At 42.8% G+C, this 23349-nt stretch carries 21 protein-coding genes; 9 read left to right on the top strand and 12 right to left on the bottom strand.

All coding sequences use genetic code 11. The annotated features are described in order from the left end of the window. The first annotated feature begins 751 nt into the window (after nt 1–751). The 3 genes from C4S39_RS15225 to rimO all read left to right on the top strand — a co-directional run bounded on the left by C4S39_RS15225 (nt 752) and on the right by rimO (nt 2748). A complete protein-coding gene (locus tag C4S39_RS15225; protein ID WP_181023744.1) occupies nt 752–907 on the top strand; it encodes a hypothetical protein in 156 nt (51 codons plus the stop codon). A 77-nt stretch (nt 908–984) separates the two neighbouring features. After that, a complete protein-coding gene (locus tag C4S39_RS03205) occupies nt 985–1212 on the top strand; it encodes a hypothetical protein (RefSeq protein ID WP_219817909.1) in 228 nt (75 codons plus the stop codon). Between the two features lie 156 nt (nt 1213–1368). Beyond that, on the top strand, nt 1369–2748 hold the full coding sequence (gene rimO / locus C4S39_RS03200) for a 30S ribosomal protein S12 methylthiotransferase RimO (protein WP_103965606.1): 1380 nt from the start codon (nt 1369–1371) through the stop codon (nt 2746–2748). A gap of 106 nt (nt 2749–2854) precedes the next feature. Here rimO and truB read toward each other — a convergent pair whose 3' ends face one another. The 5 genes from truB to rimP form a co-directional block, all read right to left on the bottom strand. Next, complete coding sequence (truB, locus tag C4S39_RS03195; RefSeq protein ID WP_103965605.1) at nt 2855–3814, bottom strand: tRNA pseudouridine(55) synthase TruB; 960 nt, start codon at nt 3812–3814, stop codon at nt 2855–2857. A 41-nt stretch (nt 3815–3855) separates the two neighbouring features. Next, on the bottom strand, nt 3856–4239 hold the full coding sequence (gene rbfA, locus C4S39_RS03190; protein ID WP_103965604.1) for a 30S ribosome-binding factor RbfA: 384 nt from the start codon (nt 4237–4239) through the stop codon (nt 3856–3858). A 29-nt stretch (nt 4240–4268) separates the two neighbouring features. Further along, entirely contained in the window at nt 4269–6926 is a 2658-nt protein-coding gene (gene infB, locus C4S39_RS03185; protein ID WP_103965603.1) for a translation initiation factor IF-2, read from the bottom strand. An 85-nt stretch (nt 6927–7011) separates the two neighbouring features. After that, nucleotides 7012–8484: a transcription termination factor NusA gene (gene nusA / locus C4S39_RS03180; protein WP_103965602.1), complete on the bottom strand. Its 1473-nt coding sequence runs from the start codon at nt 8482–8484 to the stop codon at nt 7012–7014. A gap of 23 nt (nt 8485–8507) precedes the next feature. Then, complete coding sequence (gene rimP / locus C4S39_RS03175; RefSeq protein ID WP_181023741.1) at nt 8508–8936, bottom strand: ribosome maturation factor RimP; 429 nt, start codon at nt 8934–8936, stop codon at nt 8508–8510. Between the two features lie 273 nt (nt 8937–9209). Here rimP and acs point away from each other — a divergent pair, with 273 nt between their 5' ends. Next, nucleotides 9210–11180: an acetate--CoA ligase gene (gene acs, locus C4S39_RS03170; RefSeq protein WP_103965600.1), complete on the top strand. Its 1971-nt coding sequence runs from the start codon at nt 9210–9212 to the stop codon at nt 11178–11180. Between the two features lie 39 nt (nt 11181–11219). Beyond that, complete coding sequence (locus C4S39_RS03165; RefSeq protein ID WP_103965599.1) at nt 11220–12188, top strand: MBL fold metallo-hydrolase; 969 nt, start codon at nt 11220–11222, stop codon at nt 12186–12188. A 98-nt stretch (nt 12189–12286) separates the two neighbouring features. On the opposite strand, the gene C4S39_RS03160 is transcribed toward C4S39_RS03165, so the two are convergent. Continuing rightward, the gene (locus C4S39_RS03160) at nt 12287–12505 is read right to left on the bottom strand and encodes a C4-dicarboxylate ABC transporter (protein WP_103965598.1); all 219 of its coding nucleotides are present in this window, start codon (nt 12503–12505) and stop codon (nt 12287–12289) included. A gap of 102 nt (nt 12506–12607) precedes the next feature. Beyond that, nucleotides 12608–12802: a C4-dicarboxylate ABC transporter gene (locus C4S39_RS03155; RefSeq protein ID WP_103965597.1), complete on the bottom strand. Its 195-nt coding sequence runs from the start codon at nt 12800–12802 to the stop codon at nt 12608–12610. Between the two features lie 835 nt (nt 12803–13637). Here C4S39_RS03155 and C4S39_RS03145 point away from each other — a divergent pair. Beyond that, complete coding sequence (locus C4S39_RS03145) at nt 13638–13838, top strand: DUF2905 domain-containing protein (protein ID WP_103965596.1); 201 nt, start codon at nt 13638–13640, stop codon at nt 13836–13838. A gap of 328 nt (nt 13839–14166) precedes the next feature. On the opposite strand, the gene C4S39_RS03140 is transcribed toward C4S39_RS03145, so the two are convergent. Both C4S39_RS03140 and C4S39_RS03135 read right to left on the bottom strand, forming a co-directional pair. Continuing rightward, nucleotides 14167–14595, bottom strand: coding sequence for a DUF2231 domain-containing protein (locus C4S39_RS03140; RefSeq protein ID WP_103965595.1), 429 nt, complete (start codon nt 14593–14595; stop codon nt 14167–14169). Between the two features lie 20 nt (nt 14596–14615). Further along, nucleotides 14616–14954, bottom strand: coding sequence for a hypothetical protein (locus C4S39_RS03135; protein ID WP_103965594.1), 339 nt, complete (start codon nt 14952–14954; stop codon nt 14616–14618). Nucleotides 14955–14989: 35 nt separating this feature from the next. Here C4S39_RS03135 and C4S39_RS03130 point away from each other — a divergent pair, with 35 nt between their 5' ends. Next, nucleotides 14990–15715 (top strand): helix-turn-helix transcriptional regulator, encoded by a 726-nt coding sequence (locus C4S39_RS03130; RefSeq protein WP_258039263.1) that lies wholly within the window; start codon nt 14990–14992, stop codon nt 15713–15715. A gap of 263 nt (nt 15716–15978) precedes the next feature. On the opposite strand, the gene smbP is transcribed toward C4S39_RS03130, so the two are convergent. Further along, entirely contained in the window at nt 15979–16329 is a 351-nt protein-coding gene (gene smbP / locus C4S39_RS03125; RefSeq protein ID WP_103965592.1) for a small metal-binding protein SmbP, read from the bottom strand. A 710-nt stretch (nt 16330–17039) separates the two neighbouring features. On the opposite strand from smbP, the gene C4S39_RS03120 reads away from it, so the two are divergent. Then, the gene (locus C4S39_RS03120) at nt 17040–20081 is read left to right on the top strand and encodes a bifunctional diguanylate cyclase/phosphodiesterase (protein ID WP_103965591.1); all 3042 of its coding nucleotides are present in this window, start codon (nt 17040–17042) and stop codon (nt 20079–20081) included. 393 nt (nt 20082–20474) lie between these two features. Here C4S39_RS03120 and C4S39_RS03115 read toward each other — a convergent pair whose 3' ends face one another. Continuing rightward, nucleotides 20475–21140: a DUF1614 domain-containing protein gene (locus C4S39_RS03115; protein WP_103965590.1), complete on the bottom strand. Its 666-nt coding sequence runs from the start codon at nt 21138–21140 to the stop codon at nt 20475–20477. A gap of 333 nt (nt 21141–21473) precedes the next feature. Here C4S39_RS03115 and C4S39_RS03110 point away from each other — a divergent pair, with 333 nt between their 5' ends. After that, nucleotides 21474–22064 (top strand): cytochrome P460 family protein, encoded by a 591-nt coding sequence (locus C4S39_RS03110; RefSeq protein WP_103965589.1) that lies wholly within the window; start codon nt 21474–21476, stop codon nt 22062–22064. A gap of 740 nt (nt 22065–22804) precedes the next feature. On the opposite strand, the gene C4S39_RS03105 is transcribed toward C4S39_RS03110, so the two are convergent. Next, nucleotides 22805–23215, bottom strand: coding sequence for a nitrosocyanin (locus C4S39_RS03105; protein WP_103965588.1), 411 nt, complete (start codon nt 23213–23215; stop codon nt 22805–22807). Between the last annotated feature and the right edge of the window lie 134 nt (nt 23216–23349).

Genomic DNA, 23349 nt, shown 5'->3' with positions numbered 1-23349 from the left:
CTTTCCTCACTAGTTTGGTTTAGATTCCGTTATTTGCCATATTTTTCAAATTCCTAAACAACCCGGCGATTAATGAATAGACGGTTGTCCATAATCGATTAGCAGTTTACATGCCATGTTATATAGGTAGCTGATTATGTTGATTTTTAATAGTAATAGTAGGGATAAAAGCAGAAAATTATCGATAGGGCAGTTAAACTTGTAACTAAAAAGTTACAGCGCTCCCGTAGCCTGCCTTTATGTTTTACTTTAGAGGTTGGGGGTTTTTGATTCGCGCTGCCGTAGCGCATAAACAGGAATAAATTCAAGCCGAATGATTGACATCAAGAGTTTCACAATCAGCTGATTTAATAGCTTTAATGCCAGGTAAACGAAGGTTGCCGCCGCGCATGCATAAGAAACTGGTTTAAACGGTGGTTTTTCAATTCAGCGATGGGCGGCTTTTTATTCCAGATTAAAACGGTACTATGATCGGTACAATTGATTCGCCAGATATCTGTGATATTATTTAAGAATATCTTAAGATATGATATTTATCAAAAGCTTAGTGATTTAATGTTTAACATGATATATTTTCTAGGTTTGTAACATTCAATTTACAGTAGTGAAGCAAGTTATCCGCAGCCGTACTGCGGTGTGTAACTGATCGCACACGGGTGCGACATAAAACTACCCGTACGTACAGCCGGCAAGCACTTTGAGGTATGCTGATTTTCATGAAGTCCAATGTTTCATAAAGGATGAACATGAAATGGAGGCTAAAGATGAGAAAATTACCCAGAACGCATTACAGTCCAGAATTCCGGGAACAATCAGAGCATCTCAGAGAATTTTTAAACTAGATAATCTAAACGAAATTCGTGAAAAAAGAATGGCGGGTGATATGATAGGTATTGATTATGAGTAGCCTACAATGAATGAAGATACATCCATCGGGAAGGCAACATAGTTCTGTGATTGTAGAAAAAAATATCAAGAGGGAAAATGATGTCAGGACAAGGATCAGGTGGAAATGTCATCGCTGCAGTATGCAGTTTTTTTATACCGGGATTAGGGCAGCTGGTGCAGGGGCGTTTGCTGCCGGCTTTTTTGTTTTTTGCTATTTGTGGCACAGGTTATTTTTTTGCAGTGCTGATTATTCCTGCAGTCATCGGTGGGATTTTTCATCTCTGGTCAATTATTGACGCCGCCCGATTTACTGGATCCGTGTAATCAGTCACAAGTTGAGGCTAATTACTTTCTATCGGTGTTGCCGAATTTGCAGGGCTTTTGATTGTTCTGTCACTGATCGAGAGAAACGAATTGTTTGAATCGGTATTCAGATACAATCCAAATGTTTTCACTATAACTATCTCCAAATAATTATTTATGTCAGCAGGTAAGCAGTTTTCACAAAAAGTTGGCTTTGTCTCTCTGGGGTGTCCCAAAGCCTTGGTTGACTCAGAACAAATATTGACCCAGTTGCGGGCCGAAGGTTATGAAATATCGGCCTCATACCAGGATGCAGACTTGGTCGTGGTCAATACCTGCGGGTTTATTGATAGCGCGGTTGAAGAATCACTGGATGCCATTGGCGAAGCTTTGGCAGAGAATGGTAAAGTGATCGTGACAGGTTGTCTCGGTGCCAGGGAAGATGGAGACGTCGTCAAAAAAGCCCATCCACAGGTGTTGGCGGTTACCGGACCGCATGCGCTGCCAGAAGTCATGTCCGCAATTCATACGCATTTGCCGCAGCCTCATGATCCTTATACCAGTTTGATACCGCCGCAAGGAATACGGTTAACGCCGAAACATTATGCGTATGTAAAAATTTCTGAAGGCTGTAATCATCGGTGTACGTTTTGTATTATTCCATCAATGCGTGGCGATTTGGTTAGCCGTCCGATTCATCAAGTGATGCAGGAGGCCGAACACTTGGTGAATGCCGGGGTGAAAGAGCTGTTGATTATTTCGCAGGATACCAGTGCGTACGGTGTTGATGTGAAATACCGTACCGGTTTCTGGCAGGGAAGGCCGGTAAAAACCCGCCTGACCGAACTTGCGCATGCTTTGGGGTCATTGGGAGTGTGGGTGAGGCTGCACTATGTTTATCCCTATCCGCATGTGGATGCAGTCATTCCGCTCATGGCTGAAGGTAAAATATTGCCCTACTTGGACGTGCCATTTCAGCATGCAAATCCACGCATTCTCAGAATGATGAAACGGCCCGCAAGTGCCGAGAATAATTTGGCTCGAATTCAGCAATGGCGGAAAATTTGCCCTGATATTACATTGCGAAGCACCTTCATTGTTGGTTTTCCGGGTGAGACCGAGGCGGAATTTGAAGATCTTCTAGCCTTTTTACAGGAAGCGCAATTAGATCGCGTAGGTTGCTTTACGTACTCTCCTGTTGAGGGTGCTGCTGCCAATCAATTGTCTGACCACATCCCCGAAGCAATAAAACAAGATCGTCAAGCGCGTTTCATGCAGCGGCAGGAAGAGATCAGCCGCCAACGATTGGCTGCGAAAGTAGGTCATAAAATGACGGTTATGATTGACGAATTAACTGAGGGTCAAGTGATTGCGCGAAGTAGTGCGGATGCGCCGGAGATTGATGGATTGGTTTATGTGGAAAATGCTGAACATCTGCAACCAGGTGAGTTCATCGACGTGCAAATTACTGGATCGGATGCGCATGATTTATTTGCCGTCATGCTAAATCGCGATCCTTCGCAACAGGGTGGCTCTCTGAATTCAGAAATGCGTTAACTTGATGCTCGGTTGAAACAATACGAATCTCATGAGTTAATGAAAAGATTATTGTTGCATTGATGCGCGAGATTCCTGGTGCAATGATCGGTCTGGAGGGGAGACATTAACTGGAGAGATTTTGTGCGGTGCATTTTAGTAAATAGGAATCTGAAAGCAATCGTTTTACTGCAATAGTTTGCTCTATTGTGATCTCACCCAGTCCTAAGAACTGATCCTGCTCGGTATACAATCGCACTTGCCTTCCGTTCTTGATAACGCCATGCATGGCTGATGGGCATAAAATATTGCGTCCCTGTTGAATATGTAATGCGCTCAAACGATCTAGAGTAATTGAAGGGTAATCTTGCAGCAAATAATCTATGGGTAATAAAGAATTGTCGCGTTCAGATGCACTCATATTTTCAAGTGCGGATAAAGTATAGGCTTGTGATAAATTAAAACGATCAATTGCAGTGCGTCGTAAGCCAGTCAAGTAGGCTCCGCCGCATCCCAGCGCTTTGCCAATGTCTTCAGCGAGTACCCGGACGTAAGTGCCGGTACCGCATTGAATGCTTAATTGCAATTCATCGCAGTTGAGTGATCGAATTTGAATTCCATGGATGGTTATTTCGCGTGCTTGACGTTCAATGGTTTCACCATTTCTGGCATAACAATAAAGTGGTTTGCCGTGATGTTTGAGTGCGCTGAACATGGGCGGCATTTGTTTGATTTTTCCGATAAATTGCGACAGTGTTTGCTGACACGCTGTGAATGTCGGGTTTTGAACAGTTGCGGCAACCTGGCTGATTATGCCTTCCGCATCACCGGTAGTGCTCATAAAACCGAGCTTCAATGTTGCTTCATAGGTTTTGTCGGCACCCAACAGCATTGATGAGAATTTTGTAGCTTCGCCAAAACAAATCGGCAGTAATCCGGTGGCCATAGGATCCAGCGTGCCGGTATGTCCACATTTGGCGGCAAAGAGCAATTGTTTTGCAGTCTGCAATGCCTTATTGGAAGAAATTCCATAAGGCTTATCCAATAATAAGACGCCACTGATATTACGTTTTCTAGACTTAATCAAATTATTCGGTGAAATACTAATGTGGAGTCAACTGAAATTGATTATTTATCTGAATCTGTTTGATGGATTGCCTTATCTTGGGCGATGGCTTCGTCGATTAATTTTGACAAGCGAACACCGCGCTCAACTGACTCATCATAAATAAAATGGAGTTGTGGTACAAGGCGCAATTTCATGCGGTGAGATAAATTTGAGCGTAAAAAACCTTTGGCGTGCTCCAAGCCTTTCTCTGTCAAAAGAACTTCATCCTGATGCACTAGCGTAGTGTAAAAAATCTTGGCGTGACTATAATCGCGCGTTACCTCGACAGCGGTGATGGTAATTTGTTTGATGCGTGGATCCTTGATTTCATTTTGTATTAAGTCTGCTAATTCACGCTGTATTTGATCAGCTATACGTAAACTACGGGAAAAATCTTTGGGCATGTGTGCTATATATGTCGTGTGAGCACTTGCTATAGGAAGCGTGCAGTTTCGACAATTTCATAGACTTCCAATTGGTCGCCTACTTGAATATCATTAAAATTCTTGAGTGATAAACCACATTCAAAGCCTTCTCTGACTTCTTTAACATCATCTTTAAAGCGCTTCAGCGAATCAAGCTCGCAGCTGTGAATTACTAAGTCATCCCGTAATACTCTGACTAACGAATTCCTCTTGACGATGCCATCCAATACGTAGCATCCGGCTACTGCACCTACCTTAGGTATACGATAGATTTCACGAATATCAATCAAGCCTAAAATACTTTCTTTGCGTTCAGGTGACATTAATCCTGAGAGTGCTGCTTTTATTTCTTCAACGGCTTCGTAAATGATATTGTAATAACGCACATCGACGCCGTTGGAAGCTATTAATTTGCGCGCGCCTGCATCTGCGCGGACATTAAAACCAATAATCACAGCTTTTGATGCTATCGACAAATTGACATCTGATTCAATAATCGCGCCCACTGCGCTGTGGATAATGTTGACCTTAACTTCATCAGTTGCCAGTTTCTGTAAAGCATATGCCAATGCGCCACAGGATCCCTGAACATCCGCTTTAATGATCAATGATAATATTTTCACATCTTCTTGTTGATCAAAAACGTTTTCGAGTTTTGCGGCCTGTTGTTTGGCAAATTTTACATCCCGGTATTTACCTTGCCGGAATAATGCGATTTCCCGTGCTTTTCGTTCGTCATCCAATGCAAGAACTGTCTCGCCAGCTTCAGGAACTTCGGATAAACCCTGGATTTCAACCGGAATAGATGTTCCTGCTTGTTTGATTGCTTTACCATTTTCGTCATTCATGGCTCGTACCTTACCAAACACCGCGCCAGCCAGCAGCGCATCGCCGCGTTTCAGTATTCCTGATTGCACCAGAATTGTAGCGACGGGACCGCGGCCTTTATCCAGGCGTGATTCAATCACGATCCCTTTGGCGGGGGTATTGACCGGTGCTTTGAGTTCCAGTACTTCAGCTTGTAGTAATATGGTTTCCAGTAAGGTATCAATACCTTGACCTGTTTTAGCCGAAACCTCAACGAACATTGTATCGCCCCCCCATTCTTCAGGTAAAACCTCGTGGGCAATCAATTCCTGTCTAATGCGTTCAGCATTCGCGTCAGGCTTATCAATTTTATTGACTGCCACAATAATAGGCAGTTTTGCCGCTTTTGCATGATGAATCGCTTCAATAGTTTGAGGCATAACACCATCATCTGCGGCGACTACGAGAATAACGATATCGGTAATTTTGGTGCCACGTGCACGCATTGCGGTAAATGCTTCATGGCCGGGCGTGTCTAAGAAGGTGATCATGCCGTGATCAGTTTCTACATGGTAAGCGCCGATATGCTGGGTAATGCCGCCAGCCTCTCCGCCAGCAACACGCGTGCGACGAATGTAGTCCAATAATGAAGTTTTTCCATGATCAACATGGCCCATAACAGTAACTACAGGAGCGCGCGCAACCAATTCTACTTCAGTAATTGAAGATTCACGGTCGGCAAGGAAGTTTTCCGGGTTATCCAATTCGGCATATTTTGCAGTATGTCCCATTTCTTCCACAACGATCATGGCGGTATCTTGATCCAACATTTGATTGATCGTCACCATGCTGCCCATTTTCATCAATACTTTAATGACATCAGCAGCCTTAACCGACATTTTCTGCGCAAGTGCACCTACCGAAATGGTTTCCGGCACCATAACGTCGCGCACAATCGGTTCCGTCGGAGCGGAGAATCCATGAATATTCTGTTCTTCCGTATGGGTAGGCTTACTATGCTTATCTCTACGGGTTCTCCATCCTTGTCCGCCCGTAAGGTCGCCATGGGTTTTGACACCCCGTTTTTTGGTATTTTCATCTTTCCAAACGACTTGTTGCTTGGCTTGTTTCTTTTTCTTATCCGTTTTTTCTTCAGCTTTTACTATAGGTTTATGTAATGTCCCGCCAGTCGGGCTGGATTGTGAATCTGTATTGCCTTGTTGTTCAATTTCATTATTCTTGGCGGTGATTGGCGGGTGTACATCCGTAATGGGTTGAGCAGTTTCTGAAGACTGCGGATTGATTGTTGTCGGACTGGTTTCAGTAATTATTTCCGCTTTGGTAGCTTTCTTTTGTGCATGATCAGTTGCTTCAGTGCTTTTGCGCGCTCTTTTTTGTCTTACTTCCTCAGCTTGAAGTGCAATTAGCTCAGCTTGTTTTCTTGCTTCTTCATTGCGCAGAGCCAATTGATTTTCATCAATGATGGATCCCGCAGCAGCTTGCTTTGTGACATCCGCCGATTTACTCGCCATTGCCGGTGTAGCGTCAGCATCTCCAGTCATCATTGGTTTTGTCAGGACGCGTCTTTTTCTAACTTCTACTTGAATGGTCCGTGCTCGGCCGGTACTGTCAGATTTTCGAATCTCAGAGGTTTGTCGGCGTGTTAGAGTAACTTTGCTTTTGGTCTCAGTTGTGCCGTGGGTTTTCCTAAGATAATCAAGTAGTAGAGCTTTATCTTGCTCAGTTAAACTGTCTTCTGCCAGCATCTTTTTTACACCGGCAGCTTTAAGCTGCTCCAGCAGCACTGCCGGTAGCAAACCCAGTTCATTCGCAAATTGTTCCACACTCATTTGAGCCATTTATAACCTTTCAACAATCAAAACTACAGATGGTTCCACTAAAATAAAACATGTCGGCTAATCTATTACTAACCAGTTATTAAAATTAAGTAAACCAGGGTTCACGTGCTTTAATAATTAATTGACTTGCAAGTTTAATATCAATACCGGTTATCTCAACCAAGTCATCAGCAGCTAAATCAGCCAAATCAGATTGGGTAATGATACCCTTTGCTGCCAACTCTCGAATAATATTAATATCCATTCCTTCGATTGAAAGCAAATCTTCGGCAACATGCTCGACTTTTTCTTCATTAGCAATAGCATCTGTCAATAATACATTGCGCGCCCGATTTCTTATCTCATTGACTGTTTCTTCGTCTAATGATTCGATTTCCAGCATCTCATTTAATGGGATATAAGCTACTTCTTCAAGAGAAACAAAACCTTCCTGCATAAGTATTTCTGCAATTTCTTCATCAACATCCAATTTTTGCATGAAAAGTTGACAGATTTGTGATGTTTCCTGTTCTTGCTTGGTTTTAGATTCCTCAATGGTCATGATATTGAGCTCCCAGCCTGTTAGCTCGGAAGCTAAACGTACATTTTGCCCGCCCCGGCCAATAGCCTGCGCGAGATTATCATCGTCGACGACAATATCCATGCTGTGTTTTTCTTCATCGACCATGATGCTGCTGATTTCTGCAGGTGCCAATGCATTAATAATGAAAGTGGCAGGGTCATCGGACCACAAAATGATATCAACGCGCTCACCCGCCAACTCGCTAATCACTGCTTGTACACGGGATCCGCGCATGCCTACGCAGGTTCCAATAGGGTCAATGCGTTGATCGTTCGATTTAACGGCGATCTTGGCGCGTGATCCTGGGTCACGGGCAGCTGCTTTAATTTCCAATAGACCTTCTTCAATCTCTGGAACTTCTAATTCGAATAACTTCATTAGAAATTCGGGAGAGATGCGTGAAAGTTTTAGTTGTGGCCCCCTGGCCGCACGATCAACCTTGTATAAATAGGCACGCACGCGATCACCGACGCGCAAGTTTTCTTTAGGTATCATCTGGTCGCGTGGCAATTCCGCTTCAATTTTTCCGGACTCAATAATGGCATTGCCGCGCTCCATGCGCTTAATCGTGCCGTTAATTAAATAATCTTCTCGTTCAAGAAAATCATTCAGAGTTTGTTCGCGTTCTGCTTCACGTATTTTCTGGAAAATCACTTGCTTTGCCGCTTGTGCTCCGATACGCCCGAATTCGATAGGCTCCAGGGGTTTTTCAAGATAATCGCCCACTTGGATATTAGCATCAATTTTTATTGCATCACTTAAAACGACTTGGCGCGCTGAATCTTCCACGGAATCGTCGTTTACAACCAACCAGCGACGGAAAGATTGATGATCTCCTGTTTCTCTATCGATAGAAATGCGTGTTTCAATATCCTCTTGAAACCGTTTCTTGGTGGCGGATGATAATGCAAGCTCCAAGGCTGTGAAAACAATTTCTTTTTCAACTGATTTTTCACGCGCTAATGCATCAACTAACAGTAAAATTTCGCGGCTCATAATCCTCCAGTTAAATCCTTATCCTACAATTTTGGAACCAAACGAGCTTTTCCGACGTTACTTAATTCAAGGTCTAATAACTTTCCTTCGATTTCAAGTTTTATTATGCCATTATCCACTTCTCGTAATATCCCTACAAAATTTTTTTGACCCTCTAAGGGGATGCGCAACTTTAATTTTATTGTTTCTCCTCTAAACCGAAGAAAATCCGCTTCTCTCCGTAAGGGCCTGTCTAATCCTGGTGATGAAACCTCTAATCGGCCATAATCAATATTTTCGACTGCTAATAATCGGCTTAAGTGGTTGCTGATCGTTACGCAATCGTCAATGCAGATACCCTCAGCCTTATCTACAAATATTCTTAGCAATTTGTTGTGTGCTGATCGTTCCACTTCGACCAACTCATAACCTAAACCACGCAGAGTTGATTCCAGTAATTCTTCCAGTGCCATAGCTCCACCACAAATAAAAAATGGGCTGAAAAAGCCCATCGCATCTACTACATCAATTTTAACAAATATTTATAAAATATGGAATATAAACTTCGCAAAAGAGTACTGCCTTAGCGATTTTCAACGTTTATTGTTCGTGTCTCTGCTGTCAGCTTTTTTGTAGGATTATGGGCTCGGTTTATCTGCTCTTGAAATAAGAATGCCGTATCTATTAGAGTGCCAATGATACAATTCTGATTCAGTGTATTGAACTGCAAGTACTGGAGACCAAGCATGCCGACCATTGAATCAATATTAAAAGAAACCCGAATTTTCTCACCTGCGAAAGAATTTTCCAGCAAAGCCAACATACCCAGTTTTGAGGCGTATCAAGCTTTATGTGCGGAGGCGGAGGACGACAATCTGAGTTTCTGGGCAAAACGGGCACAAGAACAGATCGCATGGCATAAACCTTTTACGCAAGTGTTGAATGATCGGATGGCTCCATTTTTTCAGTGGTTCAGTGATGGTGAGTTAAATGTTTCTTATAATTGCCTTGATCGGCATCTGGAAACGCAAGCCGATAAGGTTGCTATCATTTTTGAATCCGATGACGGAGAAATAATACGCTCAACGTACCACGATCTTCATCAGCGTGTTTGTAAGCTTGCCAATGCGCTGAAATCACAAAACATTAACAAAGGAGATCGAGTCGTCATATACATGCCGATGCGTATTGAAGCGGTTGTTGCAATGCAGGCCTGCGCACGTATTGGTGCAATTCATTCAGTGGTATTTGGCGGATTTTCAGCCAAAAGCTTGCATGAGCGCATCCAAGATGCGGGTGCAGTAGCAGTTATCACGGCCGATGAACAGGTGCGCGGGGGTAAACGCAATCCACTCAAATTAATTGTTGATGAAGCCTTGAGTAAGGCTGATACGGCTTTCGTGCGATTGGTCGTGGTTTATCAACGTACGGGTGCCGATATTCGATTTGATCCCGCGCGTGATGTTTGGTGGCATGAGTTTACGGAAAATGCCGGCCTCCAATGTGAACCTGAATGGGTAGGTGCCGAACACCCATTATTTACACTTTATACTTCTGGATCCACGGGTAAACCTAAAGGTGTTCAACATTCCAGCGCGGGCTATTTGCTTGGAACCAAAGAAAGCATGCAATGGATTTTTGACTACAAGCCTGCCGATGTGTTTTGGTGTACTGCGGATGTCGGCTGGATTACCGGTCACAGTTATGTGGCTTATGGACCTCTTGCGATGGGGGCCACCCAAGTGATTTTTGAAGGAATACCGACTTATCCTAATGCCGGGCGTTTTTGGGAAATTATACAGAAACACAAAGTTACGACATTTTACACGGCACCCACCGCAATTCGCTCCTTGATTAAGCTCGGTGCGGATTTGCCCGAACAATACGAGCTTTCATCATTGCGATTGCTGGGCTCAGTAGGTGAGCCGATTAATCCGGAGGCTTGGATGTGGTTTTATGAAAAAGTAGGCCGGTCACGTTGTCCGATCGTTGATACTTGGTGGCAAACGGAAACAGGCAGCCATATGATTGCACCGGCGCCGGGTGCAATTGCGCTCAAGCCGGGTTCATGTACTTTTCCTTTGCCGGGAATTTCGGCAGCGATAGTCGATGAAGCTGGGCATGATGTCGAAAACGGTAAGGGCGGTTTTCTGGTAATCAAGAAACCATTTCCTTCACAGATTCGTACCCTGTGGGGTGATTCTGAACGCTTCAAAGAGGCGTATTTTTCAAAGGATATTGGTTGCGGTAAATATTATGTGTCAGGTGATTCCGCATATCGTGACATAGAAGGTTATTTCTGGATCATGGGGCGTACTGACGATGTGCTGAACGTATCCGGACACAGGTTGGGAACGATGGAAATTGAATCGGCGCTGGTAGCGCACCCTTCAGTTGCAGAGGCTGCCGTGGTTGGTAAGCCACATGAAATAAAAGGAGAAGCCGTAATAGCTTTTGTGGTGCTAAAAGGCCAATATCCACACGCAGAGGAAATTACGCAAATTACTCATACATTGCGTGAGTGGGTGGCGAAAGAAATTGGTCCTATTGCCAAGCCTGATGAAATTCGTTTTGGAGAAAATTTACCGAAAACCCGATCCGGAAAAATTATGCGTCGGCTATTGCGCAGTCTTGCCAAAGGTGAAGAAATCACCCAGGATGTTTCCACGCTGGAGAATCCGGCTATCCTTGAACAATTAAAATATCCAGAAAAATAGGATTTTTCGAATTAAAGATTTTTAAACAACCGGAGAGATATGTCATTACCGCTTATTACCGATTATGAATATGGTATCAGTGCCATTGATGCACAATTTCACCGCCCTAGACGAGCAGCGATACACTTGATTGCCGAGAAAGGGGTGGCTGCACTGGTGGATACCGGTACATCCTTTTCCGTTCCAGGTGTAGTTGCAGCGCTCGAGCAAAAGAATATTGCTGCTGAAGACGTAGCCTACGTAATTTTGACGCATATTCATCTTGATCATGCCGGCGGTGCAAGCCAGTGTATGCAATTTTTCCCGAATGCCAAGCTGGTTGTTCATCCTCGTGGCGCGAGCCATATGGCAAATCCGATACGGCTTGTTGCCGGTGCAATGAGTGTTTATGGAGAAGCCGAATTTAAACGCGTATATGGTGAGATTATTCCGATTAATATCGAGCGTATCGTGGAAGCGCCTGACGAAAGCCGCATTAATCTTAATGGACGTTCGCTATTGTTTCTTGATACGCCTGGTCATGCGCGTCACCATAACTGCATCTATGACGAGCGTAGCCAGTCTTTTTTTACAGGTGATACTTTTGGAGTTTCGTATCGGGAGTTTGATGTCAATGGGAAAGAATTTGTATTTCCGACCACTTCGCCCGTTCAATTTGATCCTGTTGCGGCACATACTTCAATTGACCGCATCATGAGTTATAAACCACGCTATGCGTATTTGACGCACTATAGTCGGATTGGTAATTTAGCATGTCATGCGCAATCTCTGCATGATCTGATTGATGCACACGTTACGATTGCGCAACGCGCAAAAGATGATGGAGTTGAGAGACAGTCGATCATTTCTGAGGCGTTAAGAAATTTGCTTTTGCAAAACTTGTCAGAGCATGGTTGTCAATTGCCGCGAAATGAAATAAATGATCTGTTGAACACGGATATCCGTCTGAATGCACAAGGATTGATTCATTGGCTTGATCAATCACCTGAACGATTTAAGCAGCTATGATTGATCCGACACAGTTTAATTTTTGAATAAAAAAATGGGATTAAGGCAATTGAACTAATTGCCTTAATCCCATTAAATTGGAGAGTCTTAGAAGAGTTTTATACAGTAACTTTTTTTCTCGTGTAGTGCATTCTGCTTTTTGGTGAATCACTTAACATAGCAATCACGAGATAATTGATGTACAGTATTGCGCCGAGAATGACATCAGAAATAAGCCAGTCTGTTACAGACTCTGGTAAATCAAACACTGATAAAGCACCAAAAAATGTGGTCGTAATGACTATCGCTGAAATAACAAAAATTTGATTCGTTTTCATAAAATCTCCTTATAAATAAAGTTTATTAAGATTGTGTACTAAGAGGACTTCACATTAGGTGCTCACCTTAATAAACATGCTTTTTTCTATTGCCTTTTTAAATCAGCGCATTCTTCGTGTGGATGTTCCTTTGAACACACCTATCGCCAGGTAACTTATGTAAAGAATGACGGCAAGCGCGCCATCTGTAATTACCCACTCTAAAATTGATTGTGGCAATCCGACCATGAATAAAATTCCAAAAAAAACTCCACTGATGACTAATGCTGTAATAGTAAAAATTTGATTGGTAGTCATGAGAATCTCCTTGATTAAAAATTATCGAAATTGTTTAAAAATACGTTGCTGATCATTCGACGAATAACTTCACAAAAAGTTCACACTTATTTCACATTTAATTCACATTATTTCTAGATGTTTGGAAGTTTGGCTTTGTCATGTCGCAATTAATTGTTTAATTTGATAATAATAACTGTTTGGTAAATCTAAATGACTTATAAAAATAAGAAATAAACAAATTTCAGCGATGATTTGCTGCCAGATTCTTCAAACTCGCTGTGAGAAATTCCTGTTCCAAAAGGCAAGAAATCGCATCGGAAAGACTGAGAGACTAAGCAAACTAACTGTATAGCTGCATTTTATATCTTGATGCCCTGGAGTGTAATTAAGAAAAAGTGGAGAAAAAGGCGATTATTCTAAAATTATAAATATTTGTTTATCTGTGCATCTCAATTCCATTTACACTTCCAGAAATGCAATCAACAGCTATGTCGTTTTCATCACTAAAGCTGGATATGTCGACTGTGCCAAACCGTATCTTCATGGCATCATTATGGGTGATATCGGCGAGGAAGCGGGTAAGAATATTGCTGTAAGGAGAGTGGATGAGTGGCCGTCGACGCCTATATTGTGTTTGAATTGGATGGGGAAAACTATCAATACGTTTTTGTGACCAGCTATGACAAATCGTATCTGTGATTGCTGGCAAGAACACCTACGGTCAGTGATGCTATCAGTTGATCAGTTCATGCAACGAGCCGCAGAATTGGGTTTTGCAACGGATAAGCTGATATTTCCGCGGCAGGATTAGTGAAAGCGATAAGTTTCGTATAATGACTGGAGATAAAACGCTATGCAACAGGTACTGATTACCTTGGGAATCATTTTGCTCGTGCTGGGTTTGTTGTGGCCTTGGTTATCGCAGTTACCATTAGGACGCTTACCCGGCGATATTCATATCGAGCGCGAAAATTTTAACTTTTATTTTCCGCTGATGACCGGTTTGGTGATTTCCGTTGTGCTGACACTAATTATGTGGTGGTTGCGTAAGTAAGTATTACTCAATGAGATTCCAATTTTCCTTAAAACATCGATTGTCGCGGCTGTATGTCAGCGTGTGCGACCCCGGAACTACTTCATTAGTATAGTTGCCGCTCTCGGCATGTCCAATTATTCCCTAAATTAATTCCGGATATAAAGTTAAACTTGTGGCTCCCCCGCAGTCCTGTCACGGGGTTGTTTATTTGAGAGAAACAGTATCTTGATTGATTCAACTTAACCAAATTAGCAGAACTGGATGAAAATTTATCCAGATTGATTACAGTTAAACCCTGATGGAGAGTTAATAAATCAAATTACAAGAAAGGTGTTCAGTAAAGCTATTAATTTAAATTTTCTTTCTTTATACCTACGCCGTGTTCATACACGAGTTTTCCTCCCATCCAACCTGCACTGCAAAGAAAAATGAATCCAATAATCGAAAAAGAAATGGCCATTAAACCTGGTTGCTCAAGCTGTGTGTCATTTAGACGCAGAAACAAGCTGACCGCATAAAAAGACCAGCTGATCATGATAAGTATCATGTGCTGATTCGCAATCTTGAGTGCAGGGCTCTGTTGATCAATTTTTCCAAGTTCCAATAGGCCGGTCATCATGGCAAGCAATGCGGTGATCGTTCCAATGACAAGTAACACCCCAGCTACCCAACCTACTTGTTCATTTGTAAACAGACTGGTAATGTCCGCTATCGTCGCAAGAAACCAGGTTGCTATTGGAAAATGAACTAACATTGGGTGGATAGGGTGTTTCATGTGGATTATTTCCTGGTTAGCTAAATAAACAGACTCAGTAATGTGAGAAAACCAGCTACCGCCACGCCGGCGTGGATGAGCACGACATTTTTCGGTGCAACGCTACCCTTTACATGGATCGAAGCGAGATAGAATCCACCTAATGCAGCCACTACAAGCAAACCAAGCGCAGCCGTCAAACGCCCGTCTCCCGAGCCTTCCAAAACCAGCATGATTAACATGACCAGGCCTGTTGCGCCTAATAAAGCGTGTACTATGGACAAAGGCCATGGCGCTAACTGCCCGGAAAATATTTTCATGGCTAATACAACGCCGCCTACAGCCGCAATTGCTAAAACTATGATTAAATATGTAAGCATTAATTTCTCCTCTCTTCCTATAATATTATGAGGACTTGTACTTTACTTTATATTTTGGAGCTTTTGCAATAAAAATATGCCGAAACTTTCAAGATCAATCATTACAAAAAACTAGAATGTCCTCTTTATCATTGCTAGGCCAGAGTCAACAATCATTAGTCACTGCATTACTTCGCCATCGTAATGGACTTACAGTGGATGAGCTGTCGCATTTATTATCCATTTCTCGCAATGCAGTGAATCAGCATCTTTCCAGTCTTGGCAGCAGCGGTTTTATTCAGAGCGCTATGCTGGAAAGTACAGGAGGCAGGCCGTGCAAAATTTATTCATTATCTCCGAGCGGCCTGGAGTTATTCCAAAGACACTATTCGTTTATTGCAAAGCTGCTCCTTTCATGGGTTGATAAAAACCTGGGCGAACAGGAGTCACAGCTGTGTTTGCGCACGCTTGGGGAACAAATGGCCGGAGAATTTGAAAGTCGCATGACAAAACAGCTGTCATCTACTGATAGACTGCGTGAGGTAGTGACCATCATGTGTGAGCTTGGTTATGATGCAAGCGTGAAGCAGATTTCGGGGGGGCATGCTGAGATTATCGCTAATAACTGTATTTTTTATAAACTTGCGGAAGAGTATCAGGGGTTCTGCGCACTTGATTTGAGTTTCTTGGCTTCATTGTTAAAGGCTGATATCGAGCATAAAGAATGCATAGTCAAAAAAGGGAATTACTGCCGTTTTGCGATTGCAGGTCCTGTTGGTTAGAAATCTACATGAGCCGAGATTGCGCATGAATGCCTGCTTGTAATGAAAAAGTAAATAGTGCGCTGGTATTGAAGAAGCTCTATCGGGTGACATGCTTCAATCGTGCTATCAAGAATCGTGCAGAAAATCCGGATGAATTGCCGAAATATCGATAGTTATTATGGATGCAAGGTAATAATTATTAATGATATTATTGACTAATTTCTTGTCTATGATGTATCCCCGTGATACTGAGGGTACATCATATGTGTCAAAGTTAGAATTTAATTATGAGCCCTGCCACCGGATTGATGCATATGGCTATGGGCTTCTTCGGCATGCTTGGTGGCTTCATCGGCATGTCCCATTTCTGCGTGCTTGATGGCCTCATCTAAATGCTTGACAGCTTGATCCATATGAGCATCAGCACCTGCTGCCAATGCAGCATTAGCTTGATCCCTGCTTTCCTTGGCATGCTCGAGCAATTCTTTGGCATGCCCCATTTTCCCGTGCTTGATAGCTTCGTCAATATGTTCCATGGCTTTCATTTTCTCGGGCGCGTCCGATGCTGTAGCCTGAGTACTTAAGAAAAACGCCAATATTCCAATTGCAACTATATTTGATATCGTTCTCATGACTATTACTCCTTATGATATTGAAGATAAATAATATCTAAACATCCTTAAAAGATCGTGCCAGTTGGCTGCACATGACAGCTGTCATGGAAAGGGCCGACTTGCTGGGTACTTTCGCATAGCTCATAGTACACCTATTCTTTATATCATACATCGCTGCAAAACAATAACACTAAAAATTGAGATGCAATAATTGACACGAGCTGTTGTATTCCCGCTATTTGAGCAACTCGTTGGTTGCTCGTCAATTGATGGCAACCGGGGCAAGCGTTGCGCGAGGAATGGTATTTTCTGATACCCATGGTCTTGAGCGAGTTTCTCAGAATCGTGAAACTCGGCATATGCGGCGGCAGTTCGATTCATCCGCGCAAGTAAACTGGCTTGGCATTTATTTATAGTTAGAAGAGATTTGTGACAGCTCAGTCAACTCGGTGGATCGGTTGTGAGAAGTGAATCGTGCTCCAGTTTGACGTCCGGGAAGTTAATGTCTTTGCAACGTCTGATGTTCTCAGAACTTATATCAAAGACTGCTTATCACAATTTTCAGAATAACCTACATCACCAGTACATGATAACTATTTTTATGTAACTTCATAAGCTGTATAGTCCGCAATGACAAGTACGAGATCAAGTCCGGGAGGCATTTCTTGATAGCATAAGGTGATGATTCTTATTTGTAAATTCTATTCTCAAAATTTGATACCGAGCAAATGAAAAAAAAGAAAATTGCATCATTGGCATTTCAGGTTTTAGGGGTTGTTTTATTAGCTGCAATCTATTTTGTAACCGGAAAATTGGGTTTGATTTTTCCCTATCTGGGATCGAACATCACTTTATTTTGGCCTCCCACGGGAATAGCTCTTGGGGCACTTATGGTTTGGGGATTCTGGTGTTGGCCGGGTATTTTTTTGGGTGCACTGCTAGTTAATTTAACCACCGGTGATCTTGCGTTATCCACTGCTAGCCTTATTGCATTAGGTAACACTCTGGGGCCGATATCAGGTGCAATATTGCTTAAACAAGTGGTCAATTTCAAGAATGACTTTTCACGCAATCGCGATTTGCTGGCTTTTATCTTCATCGTTCCGGGCTGCATGTTATTGCCTTCCAGTCTCGGCGTATTGGCTTTATTTACTAGTGACGACCTGGTCGCGGATCAGGTACAACAGGCTTGGTTAGGTTGGTGGTTCGGCGATATCGTGGGTATATTGATTTTTGCTCCGCTAATCTTGATTGGGGTAGCTTATTATAAAAACAAGACGAGTCGTCATGAAGTTTTGAACGCTGAATCCGTTCTGATTATCATTATCTGCGCTGTAATTGCATGGACGGTATTCGGAAGTACTTTAGCAATCGGAGATCTTCAATTATCGCTCGCTTTTCTGGTGTTTCTTCCTTTGATTTGGGGAAGTTTGCGTTTAGGTGCGTTTGATGCGGTGTTAGCAGCAACGGCTATTTCCATGATAGCCACCTGGGGTACCGCCCAGGGGCTAGGTCCCTTTATAAAAGGCGCTTTTACGCTAGATCATTTAATTTTGTGCATTTTTGTTGCTACCAATATGTTGATCGCATGCTCAATCACCGGCATTCAGACTGCGCGCCGGAACGCTGATCGAGAACTGCATAGCAGCGAGTTGCGTCTGCGCTTGGCGCTGACTGCAGCTAATGAAGGCCTGTGGGATCTTAATGTGCAAACGGGCGAAGTATTAGTAAATCCGGAATATGCATTGATGCTTGGTTATGCGCCTGATACATTTGTAGAAACCAACAGTAAATGGCGGGAGCGCTTGCATCCGGATGATCAGGAACGGGTGTGTCGAATTTATCAAGAATACATTAGCGGTTTGCGCGAAGATTATCAGGCGGAATTTCGGCAACTTACTCAGCAAGGCACTTGGAAATGGATATTGTCACACGGTAAGTTGGTGGAATACGACGATCAAAATCGTCCGTTGCGTATGCTGGGTATACACACCGATATTGAAGAACGCAAAACCAGAGAAATTGCCTTAATAAGAAGCGAGGAAGCGCTGAATCACTCTTTGGAAGAATTAAAGCTATCCGAAAAGCATCAGCGTGATCTGCGTATTTTGGCGGAACGCGAACAAAGCCGTATGGGTGCCTTGCTTGCGGCCATGAACATTGGTATTTTGTTTGAAGATAACGAACGCCGGGTTGAATACGTGAATCCGGCTTTTCTGCGAATGTGGCTAGTTAATGAACATGACGACCTGACAGGATTGCCCACGAAAACCGTTCTGGAAAGATCGACGGAACGTTTTGCACAGCCGGCTCATGCCTCTAAATTTGTCCTCAATGTCATGCATACGCAGGAAATCAGCGAGCGCTTCGAGCTGGAGCTAAGCGACGGTCGCATGCTGACCCAGCTGTCCTATCCGGTTACTGATACAGAAGAGAGGATACTGGGGCGATTATGGGTTTATGAGGATATTACTCAAGAGCGTCAAACCGCTCAGCAATTATTGTATCTAGCCGAGCGTGATCCGTTAACCGGCCTTTACAACCGGCATCGCTTTCAAGAGCAACTGGAATCTTTGATCGCAAGCTGTCTGCGTAGTCGGGGCAAATTTGCTTTGTTATATTTCGACCTGGATGATTTTAAATATATCAATGATACTTATGGGCATAGCGCGGGTGATACGGTATTAGTCAGAGCCGCTGGGGAAATATCCAGCATAATTCGGCAGATCGAAATTTTCGCCCGGCTCGGTGGCGACGAGTTTGCCATACTAAGCATTATTCAGCCGGACGAGGATGTAAATGTTTTACCCTCCCGTATTATCACCGCCATTTCATCGATTCCATTGCGTTTTCACGGCAGAAATATTCGTCTGACCAGTAGTCTGGGCGTGGCGATCTTCCCAGAGCACGGCGAAACAGTCGAGGATTTGATTGCGCATGCGGATACCGCCATGTATCAGGCCAAAACCCAAGGCAAAAACACTTGGGCAATTTATGATTCGGCACGTGATGATTCGGAGGCTATGTTACAACGAATGACATGGCGTAGCAGGATTGCTCAGGCATTGGAACAGGATCTGTTCGAACTGCATTTTCAAGGTGTTTATTTAACCAGTGATAAAATGCTCAGTCATATTGAGGCACTGATCAGAATGCGTGATCTGGAACGATCGGGTCACTTGATCATGCCAGGTCAATTTATTCCAATTGCCGAGAAAAGCGGCCAAATTCTGGATATTGATCGTTGGGTTGTAAAACAGTGTATCGAGAAATTGGCCAACGATCTTAGTATGCCGCCACTGGCGATCAATATTTCCGGGCGGACATTCGATGAGCCTTCCTTGCCGCTTTATATTCGAAAATTATTGATGGAACGAGGTGTTGAGCCTAGCCGCCTGATTATTGAGTTAACCGAAACCGCCGCTGTTTCTGATATTCAGGATGCTCAACGTTTTATTGAATCCATTCATCAGTCAGGCTGTAAAGTTTGCCTGGACGATTTTGGCAGCGGTTTTTCCACCTTTGGTTATCTTAAGTATTTAGGCGTGGAGATTCTTAAAATAGATGGTTTATTTATCAGTGACTTGCACAATAACCGGGACAACCAGGTTTTTGTTAAAGCTATGGTGGATGTAGCGCACGGATTAGGAAAAATAACCGTGGCGGAATACGTTGAAGATGAAGATACTTTTAGGATGGTTAAAAAATTGGGTATCGATCTAGTGCAGGGATATAACTTCGGTAAGCCCAGTAAAATGTTACCCAAATAAGCTGGGCTACATTTAGGAAATTGATGGTTAAATAAACGTCCTGCAGCAAGCCGCGAAGATGTTTTATTGCGGATGTATCCATATATTCGGTTAGTTTGATTTCGAAGGTGCGCTGGGTCATAAAAGACCACAGTCAACGAAAAGATCGAATTGGTATTACGAGTTGCCAGCCGGTAAGTATTACCTGCGACTGAGGGCGAGGTATCAAAGACAGATTTGTCAGCATCCATTTTCTCCTGAAATTCATATCGAGCAAGAACCATAGCATGGCAACTGGGCGGTTATGCGGTGACGCTGCGGCTCTCGGTTTGGGGTCTTATAGAATAGACTGCATTCCTTCACTTGTTTTTGCCTTGTATAGCTTGTGCTTCGAGAATGTTTTCCAATGGCCTGTCAGGCCAGCAGAGCCGCTACAATGCCGGTGATGAATATTCCATCAAATATACCTGCACCGCCGATCGATGCATATGGTGTGCCGAGCCGGGAAAGATCCTTTATGCGCAATAAATCTGCGCCAATCAATACTCCCAATGTTCCGCTGATATACGCTAGCGAAGCACTTTGTTCCGGATTGATTGATAATCCCACTAATGCCGCACTAATTGGCGCGATCAGAATCGGCATGCCAATGCCAAATCCCTGGATCGGACGACTGAAGACATAGCTGATGCTGCTAATGATAAAGATTCCCAGCAGTGTGGGTGAGAGATTCAGTGCGTTATTGGAAAATAAGTAAATCGATAGTGTTACCGGTATCAAACAACCACCAAGATTGATGAAAATCTGTGTTTCATTATGAAGCGGTTGTGCGTAGCTTCCAAGCAAACTTTTATAAACAGGCGGTGTGAACGCTTGGGAAGTATTTCTTTTAATTCTTGTGACGGGTAGATTCACGGCGCTGCCAAGCAAGGAAAGAAGCAGTATCATCAGTCCAGATTCTGGCAATAGCCCCAGTTTTGCGAATGCAAAAGACAGTAACTCTATCTGGATTAATATCACCAGGATGCCAAGTAGAGCGATGAAAAATAGCAGGTGAATCGGAGAAAAATAGTTTTTCATCAGGCTATATAGGGTATGAAAGCGTGAATATAGTACCCAGAGGCTTATTCTTTAAATTCAGTAGAAAAGACACTTGATTGTGATGTTTTTCCAAGAACTCGTTTAAGCAAAACTGCGATAAAGAGGTTGCGGTCGAACTGAAAGTTTCCTGTGCATCAATTAAAAATAAAATAATCAATAATGTTTATTAGCAGTCTTGAAGAGCTATATTCGTTGCAGTGGTGAATGATAATTCCTTGACGAAGACACTTTGTCTAACTACCATAAAAAAGGAAGGCGGCGCAAGCTATTGCTGTTTTCTGTATGCTTCTTTAACTAACTTAAGGGCTTATTATGTTACAGTTTAAAAAAACGTTATTAACCAGTATTGTACCCATGGTGTTGTTCATTGCGCTGGCAAGTCCAGTGATTGCTTCTGATGCGCATCATGCACACAAAGGGCTTAATTATGGTAGTTTTACTAAAGAACATGTATTGCTGACTCCTAAAAGCTATCGTGAATGGGTTTTTATTGGTGCATCTGTGACACCTAATGAATTGAACGATGATAAAGCAGCTTTCCCAGAATTTCATAATGTCTATATTGACCCTACCAGCTGGGATCACTGGAAGAAAACAGGTGAGTTCCGGGATGGAACTGTTATCGTTAAAGAATTAGCCAGCGTAGGAGGCAAGGAAGCGCCTAGCGGGCATGGTTATTTTCCGGGCGAGTTCAATGGCATTGCCGCTATGGTGAAAGATTCCAAACGTTATCCTGAAAGACCCGGCAATTGGGCATTTTTTGGTTTTGAATCGTATGAAGCCAAGCAAGGTATCATCCAGGACGATGAAGCATGCGCTGCCTGCCACAAGGAACATGCCGCGCACGATATGATCTTTACCCAATTCTATCCTGTATTACGCGCTGGAAAGCCAGGCAAATAAAAATAATGATGTGTACAGGCTTTGTCCTGAGGTGATATAGGAGAGCCTCTGAATAACATTGTTTGCCATTTCGGATATAGTGAGGAATTTTTTAGAATCATCATATGGATTTATTACCGCACGTGAAATGACAGTTATTCGGGGGCTTTTTTAGTTTTCTGGTTTGGTCGGGGTAAAGTATGCCGGAGAAGAGAATGTGGCTCATTTGAGACTACTGATCGGCAAGTGAAAAACTGCTCTACATCTATTACTTGCGGATATACGATAAAGTCTACCCCCCTTTCCTGAAAATCAAGCCGCTGAAAAATCCATGCAGCACGAGCTGACCATATGACATGTCAAGCAAGATGTTGCTGGAAAAATGCATTCAATGAACGCTTAAAAAGGTTTGTTGATCCTTTGTTTATTTATTTTTTCGAACATCTCATTTTATTGGACACAATAAAGAAGCACCTGCATGAGTCAGGGTAAAAAAGACTATCATAGATTTGCTACGAAAATTTTAAAGGATGTAGACAATTTGCGTGCGATAAATGAAGCTTGCAAATTGCCTTTTCATCTGGGGTTTTGTTAAGTTAAATATTATTCTGGTCCCGGTTTCTATCCTTAGTTACAAATCACAAGAACAAATGTTATTTGTAACTAAGGATAGGAGAATCATTCAGTCGAATTCAAAATTCAATTAGAGCTCATTTCATTGTGAAACAGAAAGTAAGTATTTCACAATATATCAAAGCTCTTTATTCGATGACATTCAAAGAGCCTGGTAAATGGATATTTTTGGGGTGGAGTTGACACCAGATAGTAAAGGCACCAGCTTTGTCGGCTACTAAAGAAATAACTTTTGTTTCTCCTGCTTTAATTATTTCTTTAATTCCATATTCATCAATGGCAAATCCTTCGCTAATGGGTGATTTATTTTCTACAGTGATTTTGACTGTAGTTCCTTTCTTGACAGCTAATGTCTCGGGTTCATTGAGAACATTAAAAGCACGAATATTGTTAACCGTTACACCTTCGACTTTGAGTTCTGGAATTGTGGTGTCATAAGCATTGATAACAACTTTAAAATCTTGCTCAGCGGCGTGTGTGACGCCTGATAACAACAATCCGAGAACAGAGCTTACGAACATGATTTTGGTTATTTTCATAGTATATATTTCCTCTTAAATTATATGTTTTAGTATAATGGTGCTTGCTTCGCACTTTTTAGTACGTAGGCGGTACTTACTCTAGTGGGGATAATTCCATATGTCAATATCGAATTATCCCAGCACTGAGGGCA

The sequence above is a fragment of the Nitrosomonas ureae genome, assembly GCF_900108305.1.
Lineage (GTDB): Bacteria > Pseudomonadota > Gammaproteobacteria > Burkholderiales > Nitrosomonadaceae > Nitrosomonas > Nitrosomonas ureae_B.
Note: the sequence above shows the minus strand (reverse complement) of the source record. Positions and strands in the feature narration are given on the sequence as shown.

Bases quoted from the DNA above. Each gene is read 5' to 3' on its own strand.
- C4S39_RS03155 (WP_103965597.1), bottom strand. From the start codon at position 12,802: ATGACTACCAATCAAATTTTTACTATTACAGCATTAGTCATCAGTGGA.
- C4S39_RS03115 (WP_103965590.1), bottom strand. From the start codon at position 21,140: ATGAAAAACTATTTTTCTCCGATTCACCTGCTATTTTTCATCGCTCTA.
- C4S39_RS03135 (WP_103965594.1), bottom strand. From the start codon at position 14,954: ATGCTTACATATTTAATCATAGTTTTAGCAATTGCGGCTGTAGGCGGC.
- C4S39_RS03105 (WP_103965588.1), bottom strand. From the start codon at position 23,215: ATGAAAATAACCAAAATCATGTTCGTAAGCTCTGTTCTCGGATTGTTG.
- C4S39_RS03145 (WP_103965596.1), top strand. From the start codon at position 13,638: ATGCAACAGGTACTGATTACCTTGGGAATCATTTTGCTCGTGCTGGGT.
- C4S39_RS03110 (WP_103965589.1), top strand. From the start codon at position 21,474: ATGTTACAGTTTAAAAAAACGTTATTAACCAGTATTGTACCCATGGTG.
- infB (WP_103965603.1), bottom strand. From the start codon at position 6,926: ATGGCTCAAATGAGTGTGGAACAATTTGCGAATGAACTGGGTTTGCTA.
- acs (WP_103965600.1), top strand. From the start codon at position 9,210: ATGCCGACCATTGAATCAATATTAAAAGAAACCCGAATTTTCTCACCT.
- rimP (WP_181023741.1), bottom strand. From the start codon at position 8,936: ATGGCACTGGAAGAATTACTGGAATCAACTCTGCGTGGTTTAGGTTAT.
- nusA (WP_103965602.1), bottom strand. From the start codon at position 8,484: ATGAGCCGCGAAATTTTACTGTTAGTTGATGCATTAGCGCGTGAAAAA.
- C4S39_RS03165 (WP_103965599.1), top strand. From the start codon at position 11,220: ATGTCATTACCGCTTATTACCGATTATGAATATGGTATCAGTGCCATT.
- rimO (WP_103965606.1), top strand. From the start codon at position 1,369: ATGTCAGCAGGTAAGCAGTTTTCACAAAAAGTTGGCTTTGTCTCTCTG.
- smbP (WP_103965592.1), bottom strand. From the start codon at position 16,329: ATGAGAACGATATCAAATATAGTTGCAATTGGAATATTGGCGTTTTTC.
- C4S39_RS03160 (WP_103965598.1), bottom strand. From the start codon at position 12,505: ATGAAAACGAATCAAATTTTTGTTATTTCAGCGATAGTCATTACGACC.
- C4S39_RS03120 (WP_103965591.1), top strand. From the start codon at position 17,040: ATGAAAAAAAAGAAAATTGCATCATTGGCATTTCAGGTTTTAGGGGTT.
- C4S39_RS15225 (WP_181023744.1), top strand. From the start codon at position 752: ATGGAGGCTAAAGATGAGAAAATTACCCAGAACGCATTACAGTCCAGA.
- C4S39_RS03140 (WP_103965595.1), bottom strand. From the start codon at position 14,595: ATGAAACACCCTATCCACCCAATGTTAGTTCATTTTCCAATAGCAACC.
- C4S39_RS03205 (WP_219817909.1), top strand. From the start codon at position 985: ATGATGTCAGGACAAGGATCAGGTGGAAATGTCATCGCTGCAGTATGC.
- rbfA (WP_103965604.1), bottom strand. From the start codon at position 4,239: ATGCCCAAAGATTTTTCCCGTAGTTTACGTATAGCTGATCAAATACAG.